Origin of the sequence: Pseudomonas sp. RV120224-01b (assembly GCF_003208145.1) — a bacterium.
GTDB classification, from domain to species: Bacteria; Pseudomonadota; Gammaproteobacteria; order Pseudomonadales; family Pseudomonadaceae; genus Aquipseudomonas; species Aquipseudomonas monteilii.
Genome location: NZ_QKMQ01000017.1, coordinates 86485 through 112987 on the forward strand (window position 1 = coordinate 86485; position 26503 = coordinate 112987).

General features: G+C 59.1%; 31 protein-coding genes and 1 pseudogene. 12 read left to right on the plus strand and 20 right to left on the minus strand.

Going from position 1 to position 26503, the window contains the following annotated elements; genetic code table 11:
• Positions 1–145 precede the first annotated feature (145 nt).
• Positions 146–1513: a PLP-dependent aminotransferase family protein gene (locus N436_RS22490; protein WP_110741992.1), complete on the plus strand. Its 1368-nt coding sequence runs from the start codon at positions 146–148 to the stop codon at positions 1511–1513.
• A gap of 5 nt (positions 1514–1518) precedes the next feature.
• Here the strand turns inward: N436_RS22490 and dsdC are convergent, their stop codons facing one another.
• The 3 genes from dsdC to N436_RS22505 are packed head-to-tail and all read right to left on the minus strand — an operon-like array spanning position 1519 to position 5232.
• The gene (dsdC, locus tag N436_RS22495) at positions 1519–2469 is read right to left on the minus strand and encodes a DNA-binding transcriptional regulator DsdC (RefSeq protein ID WP_105947852.1); all 951 of its coding nucleotides are present in this window, start codon (positions 2467–2469) and stop codon (positions 1519–1521) included.
• 35 nt (positions 2470–2504) lie between these two features.
• Positions 2505–3854, minus strand: coding sequence for a D-serine ammonia-lyase (locus tag N436_RS22500; RefSeq protein WP_105947851.1), 1350 nt, complete (start codon positions 3852–3854; stop codon positions 2505–2507).
• Positions 3855–3888: 34 nt separating this feature from the next.
• Positions 3889–5232, minus strand: a complete 1344-nt coding sequence (locus N436_RS22505) for a gluconate:H+ symporter (RefSeq protein ID WP_110741993.1) — start codon at positions 5230–5232, stop codon at positions 3889–3891.
• Between the two features lie 430 nt (positions 5233–5662).
• Between N436_RS22505 and N436_RS22510 the strand changes: the two genes are divergently transcribed.
• A complete protein-coding gene (locus N436_RS22510; RefSeq protein ID WP_110741994.1) occupies positions 5663–5926 on the plus strand; it encodes a DUF3077 domain-containing protein in 264 nt (87 codons plus the stop codon).
• 174 nt (positions 5927–6100) lie between these two features.
• Here N436_RS22510 and N436_RS22515 read toward each other — a convergent pair whose 3' ends face one another.
• From N436_RS22515 to N436_RS28485, 9 genes are all read right to left on the minus strand, one after another.
• Positions 6101–6823 (minus strand): proteasome-type protease, encoded by a 723-nt coding sequence (locus N436_RS22515; RefSeq protein ID WP_110741995.1) that lies wholly within the window; start codon positions 6821–6823, stop codon positions 6101–6103.
• Between the two features lie 73 nt (positions 6824–6896).
• Entirely contained in the window at positions 6897–7676 is a 780-nt protein-coding gene (locus N436_RS22520; protein WP_060501654.1) for a transglutaminase family protein, read from the minus strand.
• A complete protein-coding gene (locus N436_RS22525) occupies positions 7673–8623 on the minus strand; it encodes an alpha-E domain-containing protein (RefSeq protein ID WP_110741996.1) in 951 nt (316 codons plus the stop codon). Before N436_RS22525 ends, N436_RS22520 begins: the two co-directional genes overlap by 4 nt.
• A 3-nt stretch (positions 8624–8626) precedes the next feature.
• Positions 8627–10036 carry a circularly permuted type 2 ATP-grasp protein gene (locus N436_RS22530; protein WP_110741997.1) on the minus strand — a complete coding sequence of 470 codons (1410 nt, stop codon included), beginning with the start codon at positions 10034–10036 and terminating at the stop codon, positions 8627–8629.
• A gap of 371 nt (positions 10037–10407) precedes the next feature.
• Positions 10408–11337 (minus strand): LysR family transcriptional regulator, encoded by a 930-nt coding sequence (locus tag N436_RS22535; RefSeq protein WP_110741998.1) that lies wholly within the window; start codon positions 11335–11337, stop codon positions 10408–10410.
• A gap of 98 nt (positions 11338–11435) precedes the next feature.
• Positions 11436–11945, minus strand: coding sequence for a flavin reductase family protein (locus N436_RS22540; protein WP_110741999.1), 510 nt, complete (start codon positions 11943–11945; stop codon positions 11436–11438).
• A gap of 25 nt (positions 11946–11970) precedes the next feature.
• Entirely contained in the window at positions 11971–13005 is a 1035-nt protein-coding gene (locus N436_RS22545) for a methionine synthase (protein ID WP_105947842.1), read from the minus strand.
• Positions 13006–13032: 27 nt separating this feature from the next.
• The gene (locus N436_RS22550; RefSeq protein WP_110742000.1) at positions 13033–14016 is read right to left on the minus strand and encodes a DUF1852 domain-containing protein; all 984 of its coding nucleotides are present in this window, start codon (positions 14014–14016) and stop codon (positions 13033–13035) included.
• Positions 14017–14342: 326 nt separating this feature from the next.
• Positions 14343–14870 carry a hypothetical protein gene (locus tag N436_RS28485; RefSeq protein ID WP_158286275.1) on the minus strand — a complete coding sequence of 176 codons (528 nt, stop codon included), beginning with the start codon at positions 14868–14870 and terminating at the stop codon, positions 14343–14345.
• A gap of 104 nt (positions 14871–14974) precedes the next feature.
• Here N436_RS28485 and N436_RS22555 point away from each other — a divergent pair, with 104 nt between their 5' ends.
• The 4 genes from N436_RS22555 (at position 14975) to N436_RS22575 (ending at position 17139) form a co-directional block, all read left to right on the plus strand.
• Positions 14975–15265, plus strand: coding sequence for a hypothetical protein (locus N436_RS22555; RefSeq protein WP_060501668.1), 291 nt, complete (start codon positions 14975–14977; stop codon positions 15263–15265).
• Positions 15266–15442: 177 nt separating this feature from the next.
• A complete protein-coding gene (locus tag N436_RS22560) occupies positions 15443–15949 on the plus strand; it encodes a peroxiredoxin (RefSeq protein WP_105947840.1) in 507 nt (168 codons plus the stop codon).
• Entirely contained in the window at positions 15949–16455 is a 507-nt protein-coding gene (locus N436_RS22565; protein ID WP_105947883.1) for a GNAT family N-acetyltransferase, read from the plus strand. Before N436_RS22560 ends, N436_RS22565 begins: the two co-directional genes overlap by 1 nt.
• Before the next feature lie 207 nt (positions 16456–16662).
• A complete protein-coding gene (locus N436_RS22575; RefSeq protein WP_110742002.1) occupies positions 16663–17139 on the plus strand; it encodes a GNAT family N-acetyltransferase in 477 nt (158 codons plus the stop codon).
• A gap of 60 nt (positions 17140–17199) precedes the next feature.
• Here the strand turns inward: N436_RS22575 and N436_RS22580 are convergent, their stop codons facing one another.
• On the minus strand, positions 17200–18225 hold the full coding sequence (locus N436_RS22580) for an LLM class oxidoreductase (RefSeq protein ID WP_110742003.1): 1026 nt from the start codon (positions 18223–18225) through the stop codon (positions 17200–17202).
• Positions 18222–18380 (minus strand): hypothetical protein, encoded by a 159-nt coding sequence (locus N436_RS28490; RefSeq protein WP_158261461.1) that lies wholly within the window; start codon positions 18378–18380, stop codon positions 18222–18224. The genes N436_RS22580 and N436_RS28490 overlap by 4 nt, the downstream gene beginning before the upstream one ends.
• 123 nt (positions 18381–18503) lie before the next feature.
• On the opposite strand from N436_RS28490, the gene N436_RS22585 reads away from it, so the two are divergent.
• The 3 genes from N436_RS22585 to N436_RS22595 all read left to right on the plus strand — a co-directional run bounded on the left by N436_RS22585 (position 18504) and on the right by N436_RS22595 (position 20575).
• Positions 18504–19451 carry a LysR substrate-binding domain-containing protein gene (locus N436_RS22585; RefSeq protein ID WP_105947837.1) on the plus strand — a complete coding sequence of 316 codons (948 nt, stop codon included), beginning with the start codon at positions 18504–18506 and terminating at the stop codon, positions 19449–19451.
• 95 nt (positions 19452–19546) lie between these two features.
• Positions 19547–20122, plus strand: a complete 576-nt coding sequence (locus tag N436_RS22590; protein ID WP_105947836.1) for an NAD(P)H-dependent oxidoreductase — start codon at positions 19547–19549, stop codon at positions 20120–20122.
• 72 nt (positions 20123–20194) lie between these two features.
• Positions 20195–20575, plus strand: a complete 381-nt coding sequence (locus N436_RS22595) for a MerR family transcriptional regulator (protein WP_105947835.1) — start codon at positions 20195–20197, stop codon at positions 20573–20575.
• Positions 20576–20771: 196 nt separating this feature from the next.
• Here the strand turns inward: N436_RS22595 and N436_RS22600 are convergent, their stop codons facing one another.
• From N436_RS22600 to N436_RS22610, 4 genes are all read right to left on the minus strand, one after another.
• A complete protein-coding gene (locus tag N436_RS22600; RefSeq protein WP_110742004.1) occupies positions 20772–21131 on the minus strand; it encodes a cupin domain-containing protein in 360 nt (119 codons plus the stop codon).
• On the minus strand, positions 21128–21736 hold the full coding sequence (locus N436_RS22605) for a GNAT family N-acetyltransferase (RefSeq protein WP_105947834.1): 609 nt from the start codon (positions 21734–21736) through the stop codon (positions 21128–21130). The genes N436_RS22600 and N436_RS22605 overlap by 4 nt, the downstream gene beginning before the upstream one ends.
• A 352-nt stretch (positions 21737–22088) precedes the next feature.
• On the minus strand, positions 22089–22571 hold the full coding sequence (locus N436_RS28435; RefSeq protein ID WP_146232452.1) for a hypothetical protein: 483 nt from the start codon (positions 22569–22571) through the stop codon (positions 22089–22091).
• Positions 22572–22758: 187 nt separating this feature from the next.
• Complete coding sequence (locus tag N436_RS22610; RefSeq protein WP_105947833.1) at positions 22759–23652, minus strand: LysR family transcriptional regulator; 894 nt, start codon at positions 23650–23652, stop codon at positions 22759–22761.
• Positions 23653–23756: 104 nt separating this feature from the next.
• On the opposite strand from N436_RS22610, the gene N436_RS22615 reads away from it, so the two are divergent.
• From N436_RS22615 to N436_RS22625, 3 genes and pseudogenes are all read left to right on the plus strand, one after another.
• Positions 23757–24188: a GFA family protein gene (locus N436_RS22615; RefSeq protein WP_110742005.1), complete on the plus strand. Its 432-nt coding sequence runs from the start codon at positions 23757–23759 to the stop codon at positions 24186–24188.
• Positions 24189–24390: 202 nt separating this feature from the next.
• Entirely contained in the window at positions 24391–25113 is a 723-nt protein-coding gene (locus tag N436_RS22620; protein WP_110742006.1) for a CPBP family intramembrane glutamic endopeptidase, read from the plus strand.
• An 86-nt stretch (positions 25114–25199) separates the two neighbouring features.
• A pseudogene (locus N436_RS22625) lies at positions 25200–25508 on the plus strand (integrase); the annotation flags it as partial.
• 114 nt (positions 25509–25622) lie between these two features.
• On the opposite strand, the gene N436_RS22635 reads toward N436_RS22625, so the two are convergent.
• The gene (locus N436_RS22635; RefSeq protein WP_105947829.1) at positions 25623–25970 is read right to left on the minus strand and encodes a ribonuclease E inhibitor RraB; all 348 of its coding nucleotides are present in this window, start codon (positions 25968–25970) and stop codon (positions 25623–25625) included.
• A 55-nt stretch (positions 25971–26025) separates the two neighbouring features.
• Positions 26026–26496 carry an arsenate reductase ArsC gene (locus tag N436_RS22640; protein ID WP_105947828.1) on the minus strand — a complete coding sequence of 157 codons (471 nt, stop codon included), beginning with the start codon at positions 26494–26496 and terminating at the stop codon, positions 26026–26028.
• Positions 26497–26503 lie beyond the last annotated feature (7 nt).

Below are 26503 nucleotides of genomic sequence, written 5' to 3' on the forward strand. Positions count from 1 at the left end.
TACCGTTGGCGTCATTGTTGTTGGGCGGCGGCTTGAGCGCGTCGCCGGCGTGGTGCTAAATGTGCAGCCACTGTGCCCTTGATTGAAGGTACAGTTTTGCCCAACAGTACCCAGACTGTACCCATGACAGCACAGGAGCCAGCCGATGCCTCGTGTCACCCTTGCCCAGCAAGTCGCCGATGCGGTTGAGCAGCAGATCCGCACTGGCGTGCTGAAGGTTGGCGACCGCCTGCCGTCGTTACGCGAGTACATGCGCTTGCACGGGCACTCGAAAAATACGGTGATCACCGCGTACGAGATTCTCGCCTCTCAAGGGTTGGTGGAGGCGCGCCACGGACAGGGCTTTTTCGTCGGTGCGCAGGTGCAGGCCGCCGAGCTGGATGAAGCACCGCCGTACACCCGGGCCATGGACACCATCTGGATGATGCGGCAGCAGTTCGTTCGCGAACCCGGGCTGGCGCCGTTGGGTGAAGGTTTTGCGCCGGTGGCCTGGTTGCAGGACATGCGCCTCGACAAATTCACCCGGCAAGCGATGCGCAGTGGTGCAGGGAACCTGTTTCGCTATGGCAATCGCCTGGGCAACCCTGGCCTGCGCCAGAGCCTGGTGCGCAAGCTGGCCAGCTACGCCATCAGTGCCACGCCCCGGCAAATCGTGACCACCCACGGCGCCAACCATGCACTGGACCTGATCATTCGCCGCTTCGTGGTACCGGGCGATGCGGTGCTGGTGGAAAACCCGGGCTACTACCCGCTGTTCGGCAAGCTGCAACTGCACGGCGCACGGCTGCTGAGCGTGCCGCGCCTGGCGGACGGCCCGGACATGGATGCGCTGGAAGCCATGCTGCGCGTCGAACGGCCCCGGCTGTTCTTCATCCAGTCGGTGTGCCACAACCCTACCGGCTCGGATATCTCCCCGGCCAAGGCCCATCGCGTGCTGCAACTGGCCGAGCGGCACGACTTGCTGCTGGTTGAAGACGATGCACTCGCTGACTTCAAGCCCAGCTCCGCGCTCAAGGTGGCGGCGCTCGACCAACTGAGGCGTTCGCTGTACATCGGCAGTTTCTCGAAATCAGTGTCGGCGGCTTTGCGGGTGGGTTACATCGCAGGGAGCAAGGAGGTCATCGACGAGTTGGCCGACCTGCAGATGATGTTGCACACCAGTTGTTCGGAACTGTGCGAACGCACGGCGGATGTGATCCTCAGCGAAGGGCATTTCCTGCGGCACCTGATGCGCCTGCAGGACCGGGTGCGGGAGGCTACCGCCGGCGGGCTGCGGGTGCTGGATGAACTAGGCGCCGAGGTGTTCTGTCGGCCGGAACAAAGCCTGTACCTGTGGGCGCGTTTTCCGGGTATCGAAGACACCGCGTTGCTGACCCGCGAAGTGCAGGGCAGGGGGGTAATGCTGGCGCCGGGGGCGATCTTCCAGACCAACCAGAAGGCCGTGACGCCCTGGACCCGGTTGAATGTGGCCTATTTGCAGGAACCGGTGTTTGCGCAGTGCATCCGTGGTTGAGCAAGTTAATGACTTGAGTCGGGCGCTTGGGCGCTTTCCACAAGCCAGTCGATCAACACCTGCAACCGTCTGGGCATCGGGTCATGAGGCGGGTAGACCAGGTAATAGCCATAGCTGGGGGTATCAACGAAACCACCCAACGGCAGGACCAGTTCACCGCGTGCAATGCGCTCTCTGACCAGTTGTTCCCGGCCGATGGCGATGCCGACATGGTTCAGCGCTGCGAGTGTGCAAAGGTCGGAGCGATCGAATGTTAGAAACCGGTGTGGAGGGGTGATACCGGCGCCTTTGGTGCTGGCCCAGAGCTGCCACTCTGCATCGAATGCAGCATTGTCCCAGGCTGCTACGTCATGCAAGGCGGTACAGTGATCCAGCCGGTGCAGGTCACCGGTCAATGCATGGATTTCTGCGTAATGGGGGGAGCACACAGGGGCGATCCGCTCGTTCATCAAGTGAATGGTCTTGAGCCCGGGGTGATGGCCGTCCGAGTAACAGAGGACCAGGTCGATCTTGCGTGTGCGGTAGTCGATGCTCTCATTACCCACCCTGATATCCAGCTGGATATCAGGGTAGCGGGAAGTGAACTGCGCGAGCCGCGGCACCAGCCAGCATTGTGCTACTGACGGGCGTACATACAACGTCAGTTGGCCGGCGATCTCGGCATGAGCGCGTTCCTGCACGGCCTCGCTTAACTCATCCATGGTCCGTTGCATGACCGAGAACATCCGCTCGCCGTCTTCGGTGAGGCTGACCTTGCGCGGCATGCGATGGAACAGCTTGAGCGCCAGTTCATCTTCGAGGCGATTGATGCGATGGCTTACCGCGCTGGCCGTCAGGCACAGCTCATCTGCGGCGCGCGAGAAGCTCAAGTGCCGTGCGGCCACCAGAAAAACATGCAGGCTGCCCAGGTGCGAGCCACTGAGTTTCACTGCGGCGGCGCCGCCGAGCTTTTTCATCGATCAATCCTTTCTGCGCAGTTCACTGATTGCGGTTAAACGTTTGCCTGCACGCTGCGCCCCTTGGCCAGATAGGCGTTGAACTCGTCCTCGGGCACCATGCTGCCACCCGTGCCCCAGACGAGGTGAGTGGCCTGCTGAAGTTGCGTTGGGGAAAAGCCCTGGCGCGCCAGGTACTCACCCGCTTGCAGTACCCGTAGCATACCGGGTACCCCGGCCAGGGCAGAGGGTTCCAGTTTGACCTTGTCCTGCTCATGGGCGATGACCATCAAACGGTACAGTTCTTCGTCGGTCACGGTGTAGTAACCATCAATCAGCCGCTGCATGGCTTTGCCGACAAACCCGGACGGGCGCCCGACCGCCAGGCCGTCGGCGGCGGTGATGTTGTCGATGCCGAAGTCCTGCACACTGGTTTCATCGTGCAAGCCGGTGTACACCCCCAGCAGCATGCACGGGGAATGGGTGGGTTCGGCAAAGATGCAATGCACCGCATCGCCGAACACCAGCTTCAGCCCGAATGCGACACCACCGGGGCCGCCCCCGACGCCGCACGGCAGGTACACGAACAATGGATGATCGGCGTTCACCTGGATGCCGGCCTCGTCGAACTGCCGTGCCAGCCGTTCGGCGGCAACGGCATAGCCGAGGAACAGCTGCGGGGAGTTTTCATCGTCGACAAAATAACAGCTGGGGTCTGACGCTGCCTGCTGGCGACCTTGCTCGACCGCCACGCTGTAATCGCAGGCGTGCTCTACCACCGTTACGCCGTTGGCGCGCAGCTTGTCCTTCTTCCATTGCCTGGCGTCGGACGACATGTGCACGCTCACCCGGAAGCCCAGCTTGGCGCTCATGATGCCAATCGACAGGCCCAGGTTGCCGGTCGAACCCACGGCTATCTTGTACTGGCTGAAGAATGAGCGGGCCTCATCGTTGGCCAGTCTGGTGTAGTCATCCGACGGCGTGATCAAACCGGCCGCCAAGGCCAGGTCTTCGGCGTGCTTGAGCACTTCATGAATGCCGCCCCGGGCCTTGATGGATCCGGAGATAGGCAAGTCACTGTCCGCCTTGAGCCACAGGCTGCCCACGTTTTGCAGTGAGCCTTCCTCGATAAGCCGTTGGCGAAGCTGCGGCAGCGGGGTGATGTGCGACTCGATCACCCCGCCGGCAGCTGCCGTTTCAGGGAACACAGTGGCCAGGTAGGGTGCGAAACGCTGCAATCGTGCGCTTGTCGCTTGCACGTCGTCCGCCGTCAGGCCTACGTCGTGCAGGGCTTCGGCAGCCTTGGCTATACCAGGGTTGAACCAGCTGGTTTCTTTCAGGGCAACCAGGTCGGCGATGATGGGGTGGCTTTGTTGCCAGGCTTCAAGGGTTTTTCCGTGAATCATGATTTCACCTGTTGCGCAGTATGTGCAGAGTAGATCAGACAATCTTCGAAAGGAGCAGGGTCAGGCACAAGGCAACTACCGAGGCCAGTACCGTAGCGGCCGTGAACTTCTTCAGTGCGTCGCTAAGGGAAAGGCCCAGGTATTCCTTCACCACCCAGAAAGCTGAGTCGGTGATGTGGGTCCAGCCGATGGCGCCGGCACCGATAGCGATCACCAGGATTTCCCGGTTGTATTCCGGGTGCTGGCCAAGCATCGGCATGACCATGCCGGCCGCGCTGATCATCGCGACGGTGGCCGAACCGACGGCAAAGTGCATGATCCCGGCGATCAACCAGGCAAGGATGATCGGGTTGAATTGCGTCTGGTTAAGCACATCAGCCAGTGCCTTGCCAATGCCGCTGCCGACGAGCATGTCATTGAAGGCGCCACCGGCACCGATGATCAGCAGAATGCCGGCCAGGGGAGGGAAGCAGCGCTGGGTCAGGCTCAGCAGGTCAGCCATGTCCAGGCCGCGACGCAAGCCCAGTGCCCAGTAAGCGAACACCACCGATAGCGTCAGGGCAATTAATGGGCTGCCGAAAAAGGCCACCCACTCGTACAGTGCAGACCCCTTGTCCAGAACCGTGACGGCCAGTGTTTTGCCGACCATCAACATGAGCGGCAGCAGGACGGTGGCAAGTGTGATGCCGAAGGCAGGCATTGCCTGCTCTTCTGCCTGAGTCACCGTGCGTATAGACAGGAAGGCCTGTTGGGATTCGCTGGCCTCACGTTTGCAAGTGAAGCGAACCCACACCGGCCCAGCGATGATGGCGGTTGGCAGGCCAACGATCAGGCCGTACAGGATGACAGTGCCGATATCCGCATTGAGCATGCCGGTAATGGCCGTGGCGGCCGGGTGCGGCGGGAGAATGCAGTGCACCACCATCAGCGAGGTGGCCAGCGGGACACCGAGGTACAGCATGCTGATTCGGGTTTGACGTGCGACCACGTAGATCAGCGGAATCAACAGGACGAAGCCAACCTCGAAGAACACCGGGATGCCGGCGATGAAGCCAACGAGCATCATTGCCCAGGAGGCATTGCGTTCACCCAGCGTGTTCAAAAGCGTGGTGGCGATGCGTTTGGCGCCTCCGGACTCTTCCAGCAATTTGCCGAGGATACTGCCCAGGCCGATGATACCGGCGAGAAAGCCCAGCGTGCCGCCCATGCCTTTCTCGAATGCGGCCACAATTGCCGTGGGCGCCATGCCGGTGCCGACACCTACCACCAGGCTTGCGGCCATCAACGCGAGAAAAGGGTGGACTTTGAATTTGCTGATCATGGCTACGATCAGGAGTATTGCGGTGCCCAGGACGAATAATGAGAACGTTGGAGTCATCGTGTAGTTATCTCTATCGCTGATCGCTTCCGTGCGAGCTTCTTGTTGGTTTGCACCCATTAGATTTCAGCGATTTGATCGACTCAAACGATGGCTCCTCACAGCATGGATGAATGCATGTCATGCATGCTGAGTACCCGGGAAATCAGATTTTGCCGCTTCCATGTAGTCCAATTCCCAAAGATACTCCCAGCGCCTGTTTTTCGTTGCGTCCGTGTTTTCAGCGCTCTAGTGTCGGTTCGTCGTTGCACACAACGACCGGCTTTGACAGGCCGCGACGATATACAGAGCATGACCGTTCATGGCGGTTGTGTATGGGGCACGTTCGCGTGCGCCGGTTTCTGTGTTCGCCGGTCTGTCAACCCATACACAGCTGCCACCTTTCCGTTTGACAGCGGGTTGGCGGTGGCCCTACCGAGAACACAGTGCGATGTACACAGAAGAAAACAGATTCACCGTCGGCAAAACCACCTTCTACCAAGGTGAAAACCAGACCCACCCCCTGTTCCGCATCGAGGCCGGCATTCCTTGCCAGAGCGCCCGCGAGCAGGCTTCAGAGTTGATGGGCTACGCGCGGGACATGACCCTGGATGGCTTGATGGAAGACAAACCGCAGCTGATTTGGGCCTCGCATTACCTGTGTGCCTTGGCCAAGGCACTTATGGATGATGCCGAGCTGGGCATGATGAAGTGAGTCACCGGCTTCGTGCTGAGGCTCACTGATGTGTTGCCAGTGCCGGCCCCTTCGCGAGCAAGCCCGCTCCCACAGGATCATCACAGCCTTCAGGATATGCGCAGTACCTGTGGGAGCGGGCTTGCCCGCGAAGAGGCCGGCACTGGCGCTAGAGGTTTTGAGTGGATGGCTCGATCAGCCATAAGGCGGCGCTGGCAGCTCCGCCAACAACCGCTTCAACCCATCGCTCCACTGCCTGCGAATCTGCTGGTAATACGCATCCTCACCGGTAATGCGTTTGCGTGTCATGCATTCCAGGCTGCCTTCGCGGTACACCAGCAAGTCCAGCGGCATGCCCACCGACAGGTTGCTGCGGATGGTGGAATCGAACGAAATCAGACCGCAACGCAACGCTTCATCCAGTGGCGTCTGGTACTGCAGGTTTCGGTCAAGAATAGGCCGCCCGTACTTGCTTTCGCCCAGTTGCAGGAACGGGGTGTCTGGCGTGGCCTGGAAGAAATTGCCCTGCGCGTAGACGTTGTAGATGGCCATGGGTGCGCCGGCTATCTGGCCGCCGACAATGAATGAACTGCTCAGGTCGATGTCGCCCGTAAGTTTGCTGCGGTCACGGTTGACCACTTCGCGCAGGGTGTCGGCGACCAGCACCGTTGCATCGTAGAGCGTGGCAACGTTCAGCAGGTGAGGGCCGCTGCCCTGGCTGCGTTGCTGCAGCAGGTTCACCACCGACTGCGAGGTTGCCAGGTTGCCGGCGGTCTGCAGCACGATCAGCCGCTCGCCCGGCACGCTGAACACGAACAACTTGGCAAAGGTGGAGATCTGGTCGATGCCGGCGTTGGTGCGTGAATCGCTGATGAAGACAAGCCCGTCCTCAAGGTGCATGGCGACACAGTAAGTCATGCGGTTTCCCTGGTATTGGATATGGAGTGGTCTTGCCGCACCTGCGCGGCAAGACCGGCCTGCTGCAAACGCGTCACTGGCGGTGTACGTGAACGCTGGCCTGCATCGATTCGATACCGCCGCCGCGGCGCACGCCCCGGACCGGGCAGGCATCGAGGTAGTCCAGGCCAACCGCCAGCTTCAGGTGACGGTCTGGCCGCGTCAGGCGGTTGGTGATGTCGAAGCTGTACCAGGCGTCGTCGATCCAGGCTTCTGCCCAGGCGTGGCTGGCCAGGTGCTGCTCGTCCTCGGTGCACAGGTAGCCCGAAACGTAGCGTGCCGGCACCCCCAGGCTGCGGGCGCAGGCCAGGAAGGCGTGGGTGTGGTCTTGGCACACCCCGGCGCCGCCGTTGAATGCTTCGATCGCGGTGGTACCTACCGAAGTGGCCCCCGGGCGGTAGGGCATGTGCTCAGCCAAGCCTTGCATCAGCCCCGTCAGTGCCGCCCGGTCTCGGTGCTCGCCACATTGTCGGGTGGCGAAGGCCTTGAGCGTGTCATCGGCCTGGGTCAGGCGGCTGACACGCAGGAATGGCAGGGGAGACTGGCTTTCGGCCTCCTGCTCGCAGTCCGGGTCGATCTCTACCTGCCCGCTTGCAGTCAGCGCCAGGTGGCCGTGGGGTTTGTCCAGGGTCAGCACATGCAGGATGTTGCCGTACGGGTCGATCTGGCTCTTGACCTTGCAGGGCAGGCCCAGTTGCCATTCATTGATGCGTTGGCGTGCGCTGCTGCGCGGCGTCAGGCGCAGGAACTGGATGCTGTTGCTGACGTCGCTGGCATAGCTGTAGGTGGTGTCGTGGCGAATGGACAGTTTCATACAACCTCCAGGTAGGAGTGATGGACCGCCTGGCCCAGTTGGTTGATGCGGCCGATAAAATCGCTGAGCCAAGGGTGCAGGCCCGCTTCGAGGATTTCATCGATGGCGGTGTAGCGCAGGCGAGCGTTGAGTTCGGCGGCCATGCGCTGGGCGGCGCGCCCGCTACTGCCCGGCAGGCCGGCCAGGATCAGGTCCAGTTCCTCGATGCAGGCATGCAGCGAGCGCGGTACGTCCACCCGCAACAACAGCAATTCGGACACTGGCCGGGCACTGGGGGCGGCGCGATAGATCTCGTTGAAGGCTTCATACGAGGTCAGCGCACGCAGCAAGGCGCTCCACTGGTAATAACCACGGGCGGAATCGTCGCTGACCTCTTCCGAGGCCTCGCCGAACATTTCATAGCGCGCATCGAGCAGGCGCAGGGTGTTGTCCGCCCGCTCCAGGAAGGTGCCCAGGCGGATAAAACTGTAGGCATCGTTGCGCATGATGGTGCCGGAGGTGGCGCCACGGAACAGGTGCGAGCGTTCCTTGACCCAGTCGCAGAACTGGCTGATGCCATAGCGGCCAAGGCCATTACTGGCGATATTGCGCATCTCGATCCAGGTGGCGTTGATGTTTTCCCACATGTCGGCGGTGATGCGGCCACGTACTGCATGGGCATTGGTGCGGGCGGCCTGCAGGCAGCAATAGATGCTGCTGGGGTTGGTCGCGTCGAGGGCGAAGAAGTGCAGCATGCGCTCGGTGTCGAGCTCGGTGTGCCGGCGGATGTAGTCGTCCAGCGTGCCGGATGCCAGCAGCGACATCGCCAGCTCGGCATGGCCATCGCTGCGCCCAGCCTGGGGCATCAACGACAGCGAATAGCTGACCTCAAGCATGCGCGCGAGGTTTTCTGCACGCTCCAGGTAGCGCGACATCCAGTACAGGTCGGAAGCGGTTCGCGAAAGCATGGTTCAGTCCTCCACCACCCAGGTGTCCTTGGTACCGCCGCCTTGCGACGAGTTGACCACCAGCGAGCCTTCCTTCAGCGCCACGCGGGTCAGGCCGCCGGGCACCAGGCGGGTTTCACTGCCCGAAAGCACGAACGGGCGCAGGTCGATGTGGCGCGGGGCGATGCCGCTGTCGACAAAGGTCGGGCAGGTGGACAGGCACAAGGTGGGTTGCGCGATATAGGCGTGCGGGCGGGCTTTGATGCGCGCGCGGAAGTCTTCGATCTGGGCACTGGTCGATGCCGGCCCAACCAGCATGCCGTAGCCGCCGGAGCCCTGGGTTTCCTTGACCACCAGTTCAGGCAGGTGGGCCAGGACGTGGGACAGGTCCGCAGGCTTGCGGCACTGCCAGGTGGGCACGTTGTTCAGGATCGGCTCTTCGCCCAGGTAGTAGCGGATCATGTCGTCGACATAGGGGTAGATCGATTTGTCGTCGGCCACGCCGGTGCCGACGGCGTTGGCCAGTACCACATTGCCGGCGCGGTACACTGAGATCAGCCCTGGTACACCGAGCATCGAGTCCGGGTTGAACGACAGCGGGTCGAGGTAGTCGTCGTCCAGGCGGCGGTAGATCACATCAACCTGCTGCGGGCCGGCGGTGGTGCGCATGTAGACATGCTCGTCACGCACGAACAGGTCTGCGCCTTCGACCAGCTCGATGCCCATTTCCCGGGCCAGGAACGCATGCTCGAAATAGGCGCTGTTGAAGCGGCCCGGGGTAAGCAGCACGGCAGTGGGGGTGTCCAGCGGGCTGGCGCTCTTGAGCGTGTCCAGCAGCAGGTTGGGGTAGTGGTCGATGGGGGCGATACGCTGGGCAGCAAACAGCTCGGGGAACAGGCGCATCATCATTTTGCGGTCTTCGAGCATGTAGCTGACGCCGCTGGGGGTGCGCAGGTTGTCTTCCAGCACGAAGTAGCTGCCATCGCCGTCACGCACCAGGTCGACACCGGCGATGTGGGCATACAGCCCCCGGTGCAGGTCCAGGCCCTGCATGGCGATCTGGTAGCCCTCGTTGGCCAGCACCTGCTCGGGCGGGATGATACCGGCCTTGAGGATGCGCTGGTCGTGGTAGATGTCCTGCAGGAACAGGTTAAGCGCCTGCACACGCTGGATACAGCCGCGCTCGACCGTGCGCCATTCGCTGGCGCGGATGCTGCGTGGGATGATATCGAAGGGGATCAGGCGCTCAGTGTCCTGGCTGTCGCCGTACAAGGTGAAGGTGATGCCGGCACGGTGGAACAACAGGTCCGCCTCACGTCGGCGCTGCTCCAGCAGCTCCAGCGGGGTGTTCGCCAGCCAGCGGGCGAACTCCTGGTAATGCGGGCGGCAACTGCCGTTCGCTTCGTACATTTCATTGAAAAAAGCCCGGGACATACCCACTCCTTGCCACCGTTGCCGGCAGCTTCATTGCGGTTCATCTGCGTTTTTCAGGGTGCTGCCTTGCTGGGGTCGGTGGGTGCCGTGTCTCGCGTGAGCCTCGGTTGCGATTGGTTGCCTGTGCGGTGAGCACAACAAGCATTGCAATGAAGGTGCCGAAAACGCCGTGCAGCGGGGATGTTGAGGGGAAAGCGCCGCGAAACACGGGATTTGGGCGGGTAATCCGTGGCAGTACGGGCGGTGTTTGCTCTAGCTGCGGGTGAGCAACGCCGGGCCGACAGCCTGGCGCGCATCAAAAAAGGGCGCTTTGAAACCCGTTACCGATTTTGACCCGAATTGGGGCGTGGTCTGCTAAGGCCGCGCAGCTGTCAGAGCACGGGCCCTGACGCCACGCTGACACCCGCCAGCGTGGTGAAGGAGATGTCCTTGGCGGTGAGCAGAAAATCGCTCACGTATGGTACTTCCAGCATGTCACTGCGCAGTGCTGCGTAGAGCCTGGCCTGCAAGCCCTGTTCGCCAAGGCGCTTGGCGGTTACATAGCCACGCGAGCTGTACTCATGCACTGCCCAGTTGGGCAGGCAGCAGACACCGCGCCCGGACGCCACCAGCTGCATCATCATCACGGTCAGTTCCGAGGTGCGAACCTGTGCCGGCTCGACGTCGGCCGGGTCGAGAAAGCGGGTGAAAATATCCAGGCGAGTGCGTTCGATCGGGTAGGTGATCAGCGTCTGGTGGGCGATATCGGAAGGTTCCAGGCAAGGCTTGTCGCGCAGGGCGTGGTGGTTGTCGATAGCCAGCAGTGCCTCATAACCGAACAACGGCACGTAGGTGATGCCCGGCAGTGTTACCGGGTCGGAAGTGACTACCAGGTCCAGGTCGCCGCGCTCCAGGGCTGGCAGTGGTGCGAAGGAAAAACCGGAGGCGAGGTCCAGTTCCACCTCTGGCCAGGCGCTGCGAAACTCATCCACGGAAGGCATCAGCCACTGGTAGCAGCTGTGGCATTCGATGGCGATGTGCAGCCGCCCGGCCGAGCCCCCGGCCAGTTTGCCAAGGTCCCGTTCGGTACTGCGGATTTGCGGCAACACCTGGTCGGCCAGCTGCAACAGTTTCAGCCCCGCACTGGTGAAGCGCACCGGCCTGGATTTGCGCACGAACAGCGGCATGCCGATCCGTTCTTCCATGTCGCGGAACTGGTGCGACAGGGCTGATTGGGTCAGGTGCAGGCGCTCGGCGGCCTCGTGCAGGCTGTCGGTTTCACGCAGCGCGTGGAGGGTTCGCAGGTGGCGTAAATCGATCATGGGTAAATTACGGGCCAGCTCGATGAACGTGGGTTCTCCTCGCTCTCAAGCAGCCCTGGCAATCCCTTTCAGTAGGTTTCCGTGGGTGGGGCAGAGGCTCAAGCCGCGTTGTGCGCGGCGATGTTGCGGTACTGCCCTTTGAAATACAGCAGTGGTTGCGTATCAGCCGCTGCCTGCAGGCTCAGTGCTTTAACTTCACCAATCACGATCAGGTGATCCCCGGCGGCGTGTTCGGCGTGAATGACACAATCGAGCCAGTGGAGGCTGCCAGCAATGATCGGGTTACCCAGCGGCGACGTCTGCCATTGCACGCCGTGCCATTTGTCGGTGCCGCGCTGCGCAAAACGGTTGGAAATGCCGACCTGTTCACCTGACAGGATGTTGACCATGAAGCGGCCAGCCTGGCGAATCTTCGGGTAGCTGGCCGAACGGGACATCACGCTGAATGACACCAGCGCAGGGCTCATCGACACGCTGTAGAACGACTGGCAGGTGAAGCCGACGGGCTCACCGTCAAGGTATGATGTAATCACCGTGATGCCGGATGCGAAGTGCCCAAGCGCCTGGCGAAAAATCGACGGCTCGATGGCGTTACCGGAAAGCAACATAGTAGGTCCTGTGGCTGCATTTGCTTCAGCGTGCGTTGACGAGTTCCTGGCGAACGATTGCCGCGCCTGCACTCAACGCCTTGAGCTTGCCGCTGGCTACCTGACGAGGCAGCGGTGCCATCCCGCAATTGGTGCATGGGTAAAGTTTGTCGGCATCGACGAACTGCAGTGCCTTGCGCAGGGTGTCGGCAACCTGCTCCGGTGTTTCAATGGCATGGCTGGCCACATCAATGGCGCCGACCATGACTTTCTTGCCGCGAATCAGCTCGATCAGGTCCATTGGAACATGCGAGTTATGGCATTCCAGCGAGATGATATCGATGCTGGACTGTTGCAGTTTGGGGAAGGCTTGCTCATATTGCCGCCACTCCGAGCCCAGGGTCTTTTTCCAGTCAGTATTGGCTTTGATGCCATAGCCATAGCAGATATGGACGGCTGTTTCGCACTTGAGGCCTTCAATGGCCCTTTCCAGGGTGGCCACGCCCCAGTCATTCACTTCGTCGAAGAAGACATTGAATGCCGGTTCGTCGAACTGAATGATGTCAACACCGGCCGCTTCCAGTTCCCTGGCTTCCTGATTGAGAATCCTGGCGAATTCCCAGGCCAGTTTCTCGCGGCTTTTATAGTGGCTGTCGTACAAGGTATCGATCATGGTCATGGGGCCAGGCAGCGCCCACTTTATCGGCTGCGTGGTCTGTTGGCGCAAGAACTTGGCATCTTCGACAAACACGGGTTTCTGTCGGGCGACAGCACCCACCACGGTTGGCACGCTCGCGTCGTAGCGATCGCGGATTCTAACGGTTTCCCGTTGCTCGAAATCAACACCACTCAGGTGCTCGATAAAGGTGGTGACGAAGTGCTGACGTGTTTGTTCGCCATCACTGACAATGTCGATACCGGCGTGTTGTTGTTCTTGCAGGGCCAGGCGCAGGGCATCCTGTTTGCCTTCGATAAGTTGCGCATCTTGTAACTTCCACGGTGACCAGAGTGTTTCAGGTTGGGCAAGCCAGGACGGTTTAGGCAGGCTGCCGGCAGTGGACGTGGGGAGTAGCGTGTTCATGAGCGATGACCTTGTACTTTGAATGATTCAACGGGCGTATTGAGCGGACCATTGCTCAAGCGTGGCCTGGTAGGGTTTGACAAAGTTCGCCTCGGCAAATTTGCCCTGTTCGATCGCCAGCCGGCTGCGCTCATCCCGATCGTAGACAATGCGCGTGAGCGAGTAGTCCTGGTGCTTCAGGCTGGGCTGGTAGGCCTTGCCGGCTGCAGAGTTGGCATTGTAGATTTCGGGGCGGTAAATCTTCTGGAAGGTATCCATGGTGCTGATGGTGCTGATCAGCTCAAGGTTGGTGTAATCCGCCAGCAAGTCACCGGAAAAATAGAATGCTAGCGGGGCAACACTGTCCGGAGGCATGAAATAGCGAACCTTCAAGCCCATTTTCTTGAAGTATTCGTCCGTCAGCGAGTATTCATCCTGCTGGTATTCAGCGCCCAGTACAGGGTGCTGGTTTTCGGTGCGGTAGTAGGTTTTGCTGCTCGATACACTCAGGCAGATAACCGGCGGTTTGTTGAAGTGCTGCTGGTAGGTTTGCGAATTTACGAAGCACTTGAACAGGTTGCCGTGCAGCGCGCCAAAGTTCTCGGGCGTGCTGAAGGTTGACCGATGCTTGTTGTGCTCCAGCAACAGTACACTGAAGTCGTAGTCGCGAACGTACGAGGAAAAGTTATTGCCTACCATGCCCTCGATGCGGGTATTGGTTGTGCGGTCGACAATATGGGTTTTCAGTATTTCTATCAACGGCAGGGTATTGCCGTGCGGTTCGGCTTCCAGGTTCATTTCCACCGAAATGATTTCCAGATCGACGTGGTAGCGGTCATTGTCGGGGTTATCCCAATGCGCCAGGGCGTTGAAACGGTTGTTTATCATCGTCAAGGTGTTGCGCAGGTTTTCCTGGCGGTTCGCCCCCCGCGCCAAATTGGCGAAGTTGGTGGTGATGCGGGTGTTTTCGGCAGGGTGATAATGTTCGTCGAAAGCAATGCGCTTGAGGCTAAACGTAGGGGCTGTATTCATGGTGCGCGGTGTCCTGATGCTTGAGGTCGAGCCTTTCAGTGCTTTCCAGTTGCACCTTCCGGGGCCTTCGCTCAACAAACTTTATGCTGATGCATGATCAGGACGTAGTTTAAGCAGGGCGTCTACATGAAGGGTATTGAAGATAATTCACAGGTTTTTTAGTGTTGCTCATGATGTGTGCCATGGCCAGTACCAGGCGTGTGCCTGATGGACGCGCCGAGCGAGCCCTTGGATGACAGCCTGTACAGTTGATGAGCGCTCCTCGGGCCATGCCTGGTTCTCAAGCGCGCAGAAGGTATTTGGGGACTTGGCACGAAAATCTCATGTCAATCGAAAGCCATACTAATCTTTTGGCTTTGCAACCACCCTTCATGGAAGAAGAATAAAAGGGGGCTTACATGAGTTGTCTGATCTGCGCAGGGCAGGCTGAAACTGTCGAATGCGCCCACGGATGGGAAGCGCGGTGTTGTTCCCGATGTGGATGTTACCGAATGTCCCAAACGCTCATCCTGGCCATGATGGAGGAGGGGCAGATTTTCGATACTGCGCGAATGCGCGAATGGCTGACGGCTCGGCGCGTTCAGGACGCTGTGCCTTCGATCGACCATCATCAGGCGATACTGGCCCGCTGAACAGGCGATGCGCCACATGCTGGGTGATATCATAATAATATTATCCAGCATGCGCAGGCAAAGTTTCATCAGAACATCGCCCGGTTTAAAGAGTTCCTTGCGACAGGGAATAATTCTGCCTGTGCCTGTCGGGCCAGAGAATCGATTGAACAAGGGTTCTTTACCATGGTTAAATCGCGCCAGCTCAAACGCCTGGCAGCGCCTGAGCTTCGTGAGATACATGGACGGCTCGCAGTGAATCGCTAGACAAGCCTCGTGTTATTTCAACAGCGCAAAGGTTGCTGTGGCGTAAATTCACACACTTACTAAAGGGAATTAGGCATACCATGCTGTTTTCGAACGAGCGGGAAATCATTGGCAGCTACAAGATGCTGCCGACCAAAGACGCGGACGCCATTTACTCGCAGAAAAGCATGCTCCTCAAGGCTGCCAAGTTCCTCAAACTGGTGGGCTGGTTTTGCATCATCCTCGGGTTGCCCATGCTGTTCATGCTTGTACCCGGCATCATCATGATTGGGCTCGGTGTTTTCTTGTTGGTACGTGCCAACAAGAATATCAAGGTGATCGAGCAGGCAACCGAAGCGTATTGCGCTGAAATCGGTGTGGCGCCGGTCTGACGGGTTTGGGCCGCTAGCGTCATCAACACCCAAGCCGTAGTCTCCTGTTCGCGCAAGAGGCTGCGGCTTTTGCATTTCAGCTGCCAGGGATATCAAACCCGCACGGCAACCACGGACATTTCGACCAGACTGCGGCATCATGGCTTGCTCAATCATCACCTGATGCAGGAGACAACGATGATCAAAACTGGCGATCAACTGCCCGACGTTACCCTTTACGAATACAACAACGACGCTGGCATCTGCGCGATCGGCCCGAATGCCTTTTCTGTTCACGACCGGTGCAAGCAGAAAAAAGTGGTTATTTTCGGCTTGCCTGGCGCGTTCACGCCCACGTGCTCCGAACGCCACGTTCCGGGTTACGTAGCGCAGGCACAAGCATTGTTTGCGGCTGGCGTTGACGAAATTTTCTGCGTTTCGGTAAACGATGCCTTTGTCATGAATGCCTGGGGCAACAGCCTCCAGGTGGGCGATGCCGTGAAGATGATCGGCGATGGCAATGGCGACTTCAGCGATGCGCTGGGCTTGATCCAGGACCTGTCGGCCCGCGGGCTGGGGCGCCGTTCGCTGCGTTATGCCATGGTGGTCGACGACCTGATCGTCCAGCACGTTGCGGTGGAAGCGCCTGGCAAGTTCGAGGTCAGTGACGCGGCGAGCGTGTTGGCTGCACTGCGTTCGGTATGATGAAAGTGGATATCCGTAACGAACGAGCCGAAGACATCGAGCAGATTGCCGCAGTGACCATCGCTGCGTTCGCTCAGGCAGAACACTCTAGCCATACCGAACAGTTCATTGTCGATGCATTACGCAAAGCCGGGCAATTAACGGTTTCGCTGGTGGCAGTGGACCAGGAGCGAGTCGTTGGACACGTTGCGATCTCTCCAGTCACCGTCTCTTCCGGTGCGGCGGGTTGGTATGGGCTTGGGCCCCTATCCGTGCTGCCGGACTGGCAAGGCCGGGGTATTGGCGCCTCTCTGATGAAGGCTGCTTTGAGCGAATTGCAAGATCAGGGTGCAGCGGGTTGTGTCGTGCTTGGCGATCCTGCTTACTACAGCCGTTTTGGCTTCAACGCTCACGCTGAGCTGGTGTTGCCTGGCGTGCCTCACGTGTATTTCCAGGCGCTGTCCTTTTGCGGTGACGTTCCTGCAGGGACTGTGGAATATCACGACGCGTTCAATGCCACGGCGTGAGCGGGTTTTGACATCGCTCATGAAGCATCCGATGATGCCCCTATGACGACTTGCAGCCGCGTGTACATGATGCGTCCCATGATGACCGCCTTGGGCGGGCCATAGGACGTTGCGCGCGTAAATCCTGACGTAACCCTAAGCCCCGCCACTAATGGTCGGGGCTTTTTCATGCTCCGGTCATGATCACCCATGACAAGGAGCGTGAGCATGTTACAGATCCGTCCAGCCAGGTACAGCGACGCCGAGGCTGCTTTCTCTATCAGGCTTCAGGCCATACGGCACCAGTGTATTACCGTCTACACGGCAGAACAGGTTCACGCCTGGACGCAGGTGCCACTGACGGAGCAGTACAGGCTCAGCGTAGAGCGGTGTTACCACATTGCAGAGTGGGGCGATGCCCCTGTAGCCACAGGGTACATCGATTTCCAGTCCGGCGAGCTGGGGGCTCTGTTTGTACTGCCAGCGTTCATGGGGCAGGGAATTGGCAGGGCTATGGTCCAGTATCTGGAGCGTCTGGCGCTTGAGGCCGGGCTTTGCGAGATTCATCTGGACGCGACCCCCAATGCCACTTCGTTCTACCGTCGGTGTGGTTATCAGGGGGAGGCTGAAGGAATCTACACCTCGCCTTCAGGGCTTGAGCTGGCCTGCACACCCATGCACAAGCGATTGACTGGATGCGCATGAAGCAGTCGGGCAGCTCCATGCAAACCGCGCCCGCCAGCACACCTTGGCCTGCATCCGGGCTTACCAGGTTTGCACATGGGGCTCTGGCCCAGTCAGTGATGGAAACAGTGGCAGCACTTCTTCTGCCAGCTCCTGGATGATTTCCTGCGGCGGGCGCTGCGCCATTTGCATGCCCAGTGCCGCATGATTGACCCCGGCCTCGCGCCAGTCGTGCAGCAACTCGATCAAGCCGTTGCGGCCTGTGCGCAATACGTAGCCACCTTGTTGCGGCGTTCGCGGGAAGTTCGGGTCTTCATCAAGATCAATCCACTCATTGGTGACATGCGGACGAAAGCCACCCCCAGGAATGGCCGCTCGCCAAGCTCGGATCTTCTCGGCCAGGCGCCTGGGACCAAGGATGTTGTGGGTGGCCTCGGGGTAGGTAATCCAGCCGTCGGCCTGCTCGCCAAGCCACTGCAAGGATTGGCGTGACGAACCGGTCACCAGCAACGGGATCTGTCCGGTAACGGGGTTCGGCAGCAGTCGGGCCCTGTCGAGTTGCCCCAATGGCGAATGGATCGGCACCGCGTGGCCAGACAACAACTTGCGGAAGTAGTCCACGCTTTGCGCGAAGCGCTCGCCACGGTTCTCGTGGGGTAGGCCATAGGCTGGAAACTCTACGGGTCGGTCGCCCGAGGCAATACCCAGCACCAAGCGCCCACCGGACAGGCAGTCCAGGCTAGCCGCAGCTTTGGCCAGGTCGATGGGATGGCGCAGGGCAAAGATCGCGCTACCGGTTGCCAGGGCGATCTTGCGGGTATGGGCGGTCAGGTAGCCAAGGTAGGTGAAAGGATCGAATACCTGGCCGGCGTCGCCGAAAGCCGGGTCGTACAAGGGCACGTCACGTACCCACACGGCTGCAAAGCCCAGGCGGTCGATTTCGCTGACCAGTTGTGCCTGGCCGCGGAGCACTGCCATGTCACCGTCATAAAAACGAAGCGGCAGGAAGACGCCCAGTGTCAGTTGGCCCTGGGCGAACATGCGACGATAACCGGGATGCTGGGCGAAGGCATCGGCGCTGGCGCCTTTGCTGTTGATGAGGTTCATGGGCAATCCTTGGTCAGGGGTTCAGGGGCCAATGGCTGGCGCAGGGAGACGATCGCGGCAATGTGCAGCCAGGCGAAGCTGGCGAGTTCTGCGATGGTGATCTTGAAACTATTGGGGGAGCTGTCGGTATACAGTACGGGTGCAGGGTCCTGCATGGTATTCACCTTAATAAAACTGATTCGAGGTAGCCTGACTTCACGCTATGCTAGGCATGAAGAAGCGGGCTTACTAACGATCCTTTCATTCTCTAACATCAGTTTTTCTAAGGTTGGAATTCTATGGGTGCGGTCTTGCCGTTGCTCGCGTTGCGTGCCTTCACTGAAACCACTCGGCTGGGCAGCCTGAAGGCAGCCGCCGAGCGCATGGGGGTGACCCCGGGGGCTATCAGCCAACAGATTCGTCTGCTGGAAGATCGTCTCGGCGTCATTCTGCTGACCCGAAGCCGTTATGGGGTGCAGCTCACCGAGGCTGGCGCGAGCCTTTATCCGGGGCTTTCACGCGGGTTTGGCCAGATCGAAAGCGCGCTGCTTGATCTTGAAGTTCTGACCCGCGCCAGAACCCTCACGATCAGCACCCAGCCTTCATTCGCGTCCGACTGGCTTGTGCCACGGTTGGTGGATTTCAATGTGAAGCATCCAGAGATCGATGTGCGCGTGCAGTCCACGGCTGAGCTTGTCGACCTGCACCGTGATCCTGTCGATATCGCCCTGCGCCATGGCTTGGGCGATTACCCCGGGCTGGAATCCATACCGCTACTGGCGCCTGTGCTGCTACCGGTAGCCAGCCCAGGCCTGCTTGCCGGCGGGCCGGTACTGGAGGAGCCGCACGACTGCCTGCGTTACCCGCTCCTGCAGGATGCCGACCGTGCCGACTGGGCGCTGTGGCTGCAGGCGCATGGTGTCGAGGTCGATCACCGAAGCCGCCGTGGGCCAAGCTTTGATGAAGACCTGCTTTTGTTGCGCGCGGCAGCCAGTGGGCAGGGCATCGCACTCGTACAGGCGCAGCACGCGGAAGAATATCTGCGCAGTGGCCAACTGGTGGTAGCGGTGGACCGGGCCTGGCCTTCGCGCTTCGCCTACTATCTGGTTACCCGCAAAGAGAGCCTGAACAGGCCGCACGTTCGGGCATTCATCGACTGGATTCAAGCCCGGCTAAAATCCGAGTCGTCACCAGGCATGCAGGCCGCAGAGCCTGATTCAGGGGTTTTGAGTGCGGGCTTGATGTGAACAGGGAGTCTGAACGGCGGGGATGCAGCCTGAGCAGTTGACTCTCCCGTTAGGGGCAGACTTTACCCTGCACGCTTCATGTTCAGGATGAAGTGATGATGAGCAAACGAGTACTCGTGGTGCTGGGGCACCCGTCAGGCGAGAGTTTCTGCGCAGCGCTGACCGAGAGTTATGTCGAGGCGGCCAGAAGTGCCGGCCATGATGTAAGGGTGTTACGGCTTGATGCCTTGAGCTTCGACCCGGTGCTGCGCAGCGGTTACCGGCAAGCGCAGCCACTGGAACCCGACCTGCTCAGGGCCCAGGCCGATATCACTTGGGCCGAGCACTTAGCCTTCATCTACCCCATTTGGTGGGGGGGTATCCCTGCATTGATGAAAGGCTTTTTCGACCGCGTGTTCTTGCCCGGCTTCGCGTTCCGCTATAGGGCAGGCAAGGCTTTCCCCGATCAACTGCTCAAGGGGCGCACGGCGCATCTGCTGGTGACGATGGATACACCGCCTTGGTACTACCGCTGGGTGTATCGCATGCCTGGCCTTCACCAAGTGCGCAAGACCACGTTACAGTTTTGCGGTATCAGACCGCTGCGTACCCTGATGTTCGGGCCGCTGCTCGGCTCCAGCGCGCGGCGGCGCGGAGCCTGGCTCCAACAGGCACGAAAGCTCGCCGGCTGACCTGCGCCAATGAGGTTCCCGAACCGCTGGCGTCATGCAATGATGCGCCGCACCCTTATGAAAAGGACGTTCATGTACATCGGCAAAGCAGCCCAACTGTCGGGCACCACGGTCAAGACCATCCGCCACTATGAAGCGATTGGCTTGCTGCCGCCGCCCGAACGCCAGGGGCAGTACCGCGTTTACAACCAGCAGAGTGTCGAACTGCTGGCGTTCATCAAATGCGCGCAGCAGTTGGGTTTCAAACTTAAGGAACTGCAGGCGATTCTGCCGAGGCATCAGGGTGCTGATTTGCCGTGGGAGTTGGCGGGCAAGGCCATTGCCGACAAGAAACGCGAAGTGCTGGGGCAAATCACTGGGCTCCAACAGATATACGCAGGGCTCCAGGCGTTTGAAGCACGCCTTGAAGATGCCAAGTATCAGTGCGGGCTTGACCCACGAGTACGGGCGTAGCCCGTGCCAGGCAACTCTATTTCCTGGACTGGCGTCATCAGCGTGAAAGGTGCGGCTCGCAAGTGACCGCTCTCAACCCAAGCAAACACTGAGAGGGAGAGGGCTGTTGTGGCCTGCCGAAATACATTCGAGCGCCGCCAGCAGGCAAGCATGCAAACTGTCCTTATGCTGCGCTCGATGAAACGCGACCCCGTGCCTAGTTCGCGGGCAAGAGGATCACGAAGTTCTTTTTCATGTCTTCCAGCACGGTCCATTTGCCCTTGGCGCCCGGTTCGATAATGAACGTGTCGCCAGCGGCCAGTGTGATGGGGGCGCAACCCTCGAGTTCGATGACGCAGCGTCCACTCAGCACATGGCAGAACTCCCAAACCTTGTAGTCGATGCGCCACGCTCCGGTGCTGGCTTCCCATTCTCCGGAAATGCGACCTTGCTGTTCATCGTGATAGTACTTGGACGTCAGCGTATGAGGGGTGCCTTCCACGACCTCTTCAAAAAAAGGAAGGTCGCGCACCGGTTGAATGTCCAGTTCGCGGAACACGGTCAGTTTCTTGTTCATGGTTTTTTCTCGAGCACGTTGTGGTTAGGGCGATACATCAAATAGGCTTCACCGGTTACGCCCAGCATCGGGTGCGGAACGATCTGGCAGGTTTTAACAATTTGAAAACCGTGACGTTCATAGAAGCGGCGTGCACCGTGGTTTTCTGCATAATCGATCAGGCATAGCCCATCCAGGCCAGCGTCCTCCGCACGCTGCTGGGCGTGGCGAAGAAACTGGACGCCCAGCCCCTGGCTGCGCCAGGCCTCATCCAGGGCCAGGCTGGATATGTACAAGGTGTCGGGTATTTCCATGTCGGAATACGGCGCGAGGACCGGGTCTGTCTCGACCGGCCTGTCAGGGGTCTCGCGCAAGGCATAGCTGTGCATCATGCCGATGACGCGCCCTTCGTAAGTGGCCATCAGGCAGTTCTTGTACGAAAAGTCGCCCTGTTCCCTGGCATAGCGAGACGCACCGACACTCAGCAACGCTTCGCCAGGTGCGGCAAGCTTGCTCCATATGTAATCGGCCATGCCCTCCGATGTCAGTTGAAAGAAGCGCGCAATATCGTGCGCGTCCGAGGCTTGAGCGGGTCTGAAGTCGATAGGCACGTACGGTGCTCCCATGGGATCGGGTAGTTAGCTTTCAAGGATTACGCCTTAGACAGGGAAGCAGGGTAGGCGGATTGAAAGGTTCCCATCATGCTCGGGGCGAACAGCGTCAGCACCGCGTGCGACGCTATGGCGCGTGCGCACGTCAGAAGTTGTATTAGCTGCTGGTCACGGCTGACCGCTTTCGACCCATAGCTGCCTCTCGCGAAGGGCAGCAATCGGCCAAAAGCGGCCAATGGTAATGGACAGTTAAAAGGCCATTGGAGCAGGCGAAGCTTACCCATCGCTTACTAGTAACTCTAGGATGTTCGTTCAATCCAACAGGGCCGCTGCTCTATCGAAAAGAGACGCCATCACACTCGGCTTTTCACTTATTTTGCAAGGAGCTAAGTCTTTTCAACGACCATCGTCTGACGCCTTCAGAAAATGTAGGACGAGGAGGCCAGACAGTGATTCTTTCGAAATCTATTTCTAAAGCGTCGCCGACAAAGCGCCCTCTAAAGGTGCGGACATCAGTGTAGACCGTATCACCCGTTCTACTTAGGAATGGGGTTCGCGAAACCGCGTTTATGTCGTTGTCAGCTCGTGTGTATGGCACCGGGCTGCCAACATCGAGACCGGCGCCTTTCATGTAGGAGTCAATTTTTTTGAGCACATCATCCGGTTTTTCTACGGTGCGCCAATAGATGAAATGGCCGTCGTCAGTAAATACCAAATAGACGTGCCAAGGGGCGGTGGCTGGTCTCTCTCCTTCGGAATACCACACTTGCTCGCGCACATCAGAACTGACGCGTGTTGTGCAACCAGAGAGGAGCATTAGGCAAAACGTAGCAATCAATAAGCGAATCATATTTCCTTCCTTGAGTTAACTATCCAGCTCGAAGCGTCGCACGCAGGCTGGCTCTAAGAATTTTTAACTACTTCCGCCTTGCCGATCCGTAAAAGTGAGTTGCTCCTGGTTTCGTAAACGCCCGACGGCCGCTTCCGACCCATTGCAGTCGTTCAGACCAAGCAGTGCATGCCACGGCCTACGCGGCTCACTGATCGGCCAAGCATAAATACTGATGCAACTGCTCTCCAAGAACCTCGAACGCCTGAGCGATCCTATTAATTTTGCGCAGGTCATTGTGCATTGCGATCCACACCTCTATCTCAAAGCCAAAATCCTGTGGTAGCACATGTACCAGGCCGTGCGATTTTGCGATTTGCGCCGGGCAAAGTCCGAAGCCTAAGCCCGCTTTCAGAGCGGCCAACTGAGCAAGGTGATGATCAGAGGCAATAGCGAAGTGCTGATCGGCATCGCACAGACCTGCGTCGACATACCGACGCAAATCCGCTGAGCGTCTGTCCGGCCCGATCAGCGGCCCCTGGCGCAACGACAGCAGGGAGGCTGGATTACCGTAGCGCTCCAAGCACCCGGCACTGGCATGGATGCCAATCCGCAAACTGCCGACACGCCGCACCGTGATATCCGCTTCATTGGGCCGCATCAGCCGCACCGCAATATCCGATTGCAGCCTGGCGATGTCTTCAAGGGCATCGCTTATGCTCAACTCAAGTTTGAGTCCGACGTGCTCGTAATGGAAAGAGCGAAGCAGGCCGGGTAATACCTCGATGCCAAGCAACTCGCCACAGGTCAGCCGGACTGTACCGTGATCCATTGACGCTTCAGAGCTGGCCATGCGGTTGAAGGTTTGCGCGGCCAGATCCATGGCCTCCACATGTTCGATCAGGCGCTGTGCTCCGGCAGTAGGCGTCAGTCCTTGAGGTGTGCGGGTGAATAGACTCACACCAAGAGCGTGTTCAAGATGGTCGAGGCGTCGGCGCGCAGTGGCCTGGGCGATACCCAGCAACTTCGCCGCGCCGCTAAGGCTGCCAGAGCGCAACACGGCGAGAAATACACGTTGGCTTTCCCATTCAATACCGCTCATACATTCTTAGCCAACAGTTGCTCCTAATTTGATCTTCTGCCCGAGCCCGTGAAGAGCGATCATTCGCCCACATTTTTCCGGGCGTCATTGTAAGGAACCTACGCATGAGAATCACCGGTCAGTGCCGATGTGGGCATGTCACCCTTGAGATCGTGGCGCAGCAATTGCCGCCGCTGTATGCCTGCCACTGTTTGAACTGCCAGCGCTGGAGTGGCAGTGCGTTTGGTCTGCACATGCTGAGCACAGCGTCGGCTATTGAGGTGTCTGGCGAAACGGCGACCTTTGAGCATGAACACCAAGGTCAAACGTCTACCCAATATGCCTGCGGTATTTGTCATACCCGGCTGTTCAACGAGACCACGGCAGCGCCCGGCATGCGAGTGGTAAGGGCCGGCATCCTGGAAGGCGCTGAGCGTTTCGAGCCAGTTGCGCATATCTGGACACGGCGCAAGCAGCCATGGCTGGTGCTGCCGGGGACTATCGCGCAATGGCAGGAGAGCCCGACGCCAGAAGCATTCGCCGCGGCAATAGGGTAAAAGAGCTTGCTCTTTCATGAAAGAGTTTGTGGTTTGCCGAACGGCAAATTATCAGGATTCACTACGTCCGCTACGGGTCGAAAGCAGACAGTCAACTGCAACAGTAACGGCCAGTCAGATCCTGAATCTCTCGCTGGCGCCCCCCCAATGTGAGTGAGGACACGGCTAAACTGGCCGCCAGCTTGATCTCATGGAAGATGAAATGGCATTCGAAGCACTGCCCGTGCTACTGGGCTATCTGTGGCGTATTTTTCCGATTATGGGGTTGTGTGCCGTCTGGCTATGCAGCACCCCACGCGCGCAGACCGGTATGCAATTACTCATCCTGATCTTCGCGTTCATCGGCATCCGCGACATGATGACCCCCTGTGGATTGTGGCACCTTGGCGGGGAGCCGCCGCTACGGTTTCACAGGAATCACTGGGTATTAGCCTTGCTTGGCCTAGGTTCAATAGTCCTGATTGCCATGCTCGCGCAATTTCTGCCCAGGTGCTGGCGGCTGGTGGTTGGATTCAAGGGCAACTGTGCGACGGGGCTGGCCATAGGCATAACCGCAGGCTGTATCATCGGTTTGCCAATAAGATTCTATCTGGAGCTAGAGCTGGCTCCTTTTCTGTGGCTATTTTGTTTTGCCCTTTTTGCCTTCGCTGGCAATGCGCTGGAAGAGGTGCTTTTTCGCGGTATGCTGCAAAGTCAGTTAGAACGCCACACCACCGCTCAACGAGCGGCACTGTGCAGTGCTTGCGCCTTTTGCGCGTGTCACAGCTATCTTGCGTTCGTGCTGACCGATCACGGGTGGCCGATAGTCCTGTTCACAATGGTCGAGGGTTTAATATGCTCCCAGGTCAGGTTGAAGTTCGGTACCTGGCCGGCGACTGCAACCCATGGCACTGCGATTTTGATGATTGGTGCGCCTTTGGCCTGAGCGCCCAATGACCCTCGGCTATGGGTCGGTTAGCGCCTCTGGATTGGGCTGACCATCCTTCTCCTCCCTCACATGGAGGACAAGCCATGAACGCCATTATGACCAGCAGCCATCAGCCTTGGAACAAAGGAAAACTGGTCGGGCAGAAAGCTCCGCTCCGCCTGAAAGATATCTGGGCCATTCGGGTAAGGCTCCAAATCGCGGAGGAAACTCGTGATTTAGCCCTTTTCGATCTGGCCATCGACAGCAAGCTACGGGCCTGCGATCTGACCAAGCTTCGCATACGCGACGTTGCTCATGGTGAGCACGTGTCATCGCGAGCGATAGTGATGCAGCAGAAAACCCAGCGGCCCGTGCAGTTTGAAATTACAGAACAAACGCGGCTGGTCCTACAGACCTGAATGGGTTTGATGACCTAACGGCTTACGCAAGGCTCGAACCTTGTTCATTCGCAGGTCGGACGCCTTCATGTGCATTGGTCTTGGTGAACGCAGGCAGTTGCGAAGCACTCAGGTCGGGCGCTGTGCAATGCATCCCCACCCGTCGTAATCAAGATCGAACAGGCGTGCCAGGCACGCCATGTAACCCGACAGGCACAGAATCACCTCTTGTGTGATCTGGCTGTGGATTGTCACCAATATTCTATGTTGCTCTTCAGATACGGTCTCAAGCTTGGCAGTGCCAAACCTGAAGTCGTTGATGAACCCTACCGCAGCCTCGCCCTGGTGCAACGCCTTCGCATAGAAAACGAAATCGACGTCCCGCTGCGTATTGAAATTGTCGCCTTGGGCATCAAGGCTGATGAGCACATCGATATCGGTTGGTACCTGGTTCATCAAATCTTCGAGAATGGCCAATGTCGTTCCTTTGATCAGGGGCGGTGGAGCCGGCGAGCAGGTTTTTTACGCCTGCTCAAAGCGTGCCGATGCGATCCAGCGCGTGCTGGAGTTGTTCACGGTCGAGGTTGTCGAAAGGCAGTGCGAAGAAGGCTTCGCAGCGTGACGCGATGTGCGCCAAAGTGGCTTGGAACGCCGCGTCTACCGCCGCTTCGTCACCCCGCACCTCGGACGGGTCTGCAAGCCCCCAATGCGCCTTCAGCGCGGGGCCGAAATATATCGGGCAGGCTTCGCCGGCAGCGTTGTCGCAGACGGTGATGACGATGTCCGGCGGGTTGCCTTCAAAGGCGTCGTTGCCCTTGCTGCTCAGGCCCTCGGTCGAAATACCGGCTTGCTGCAACGTGCTCAGGCTGCGGGGCAGTACCTGCCCCCTGGGAAAGCTGCCGGAACTGACGGCCTCGAAGCCAGCCGGTGCCAGATGGTTGAACAGTGCTTCGGAAAGAATGCTGCGGCAACTGTTGGCCGTGCACATGAACAGGACTCGCATGGAGGGC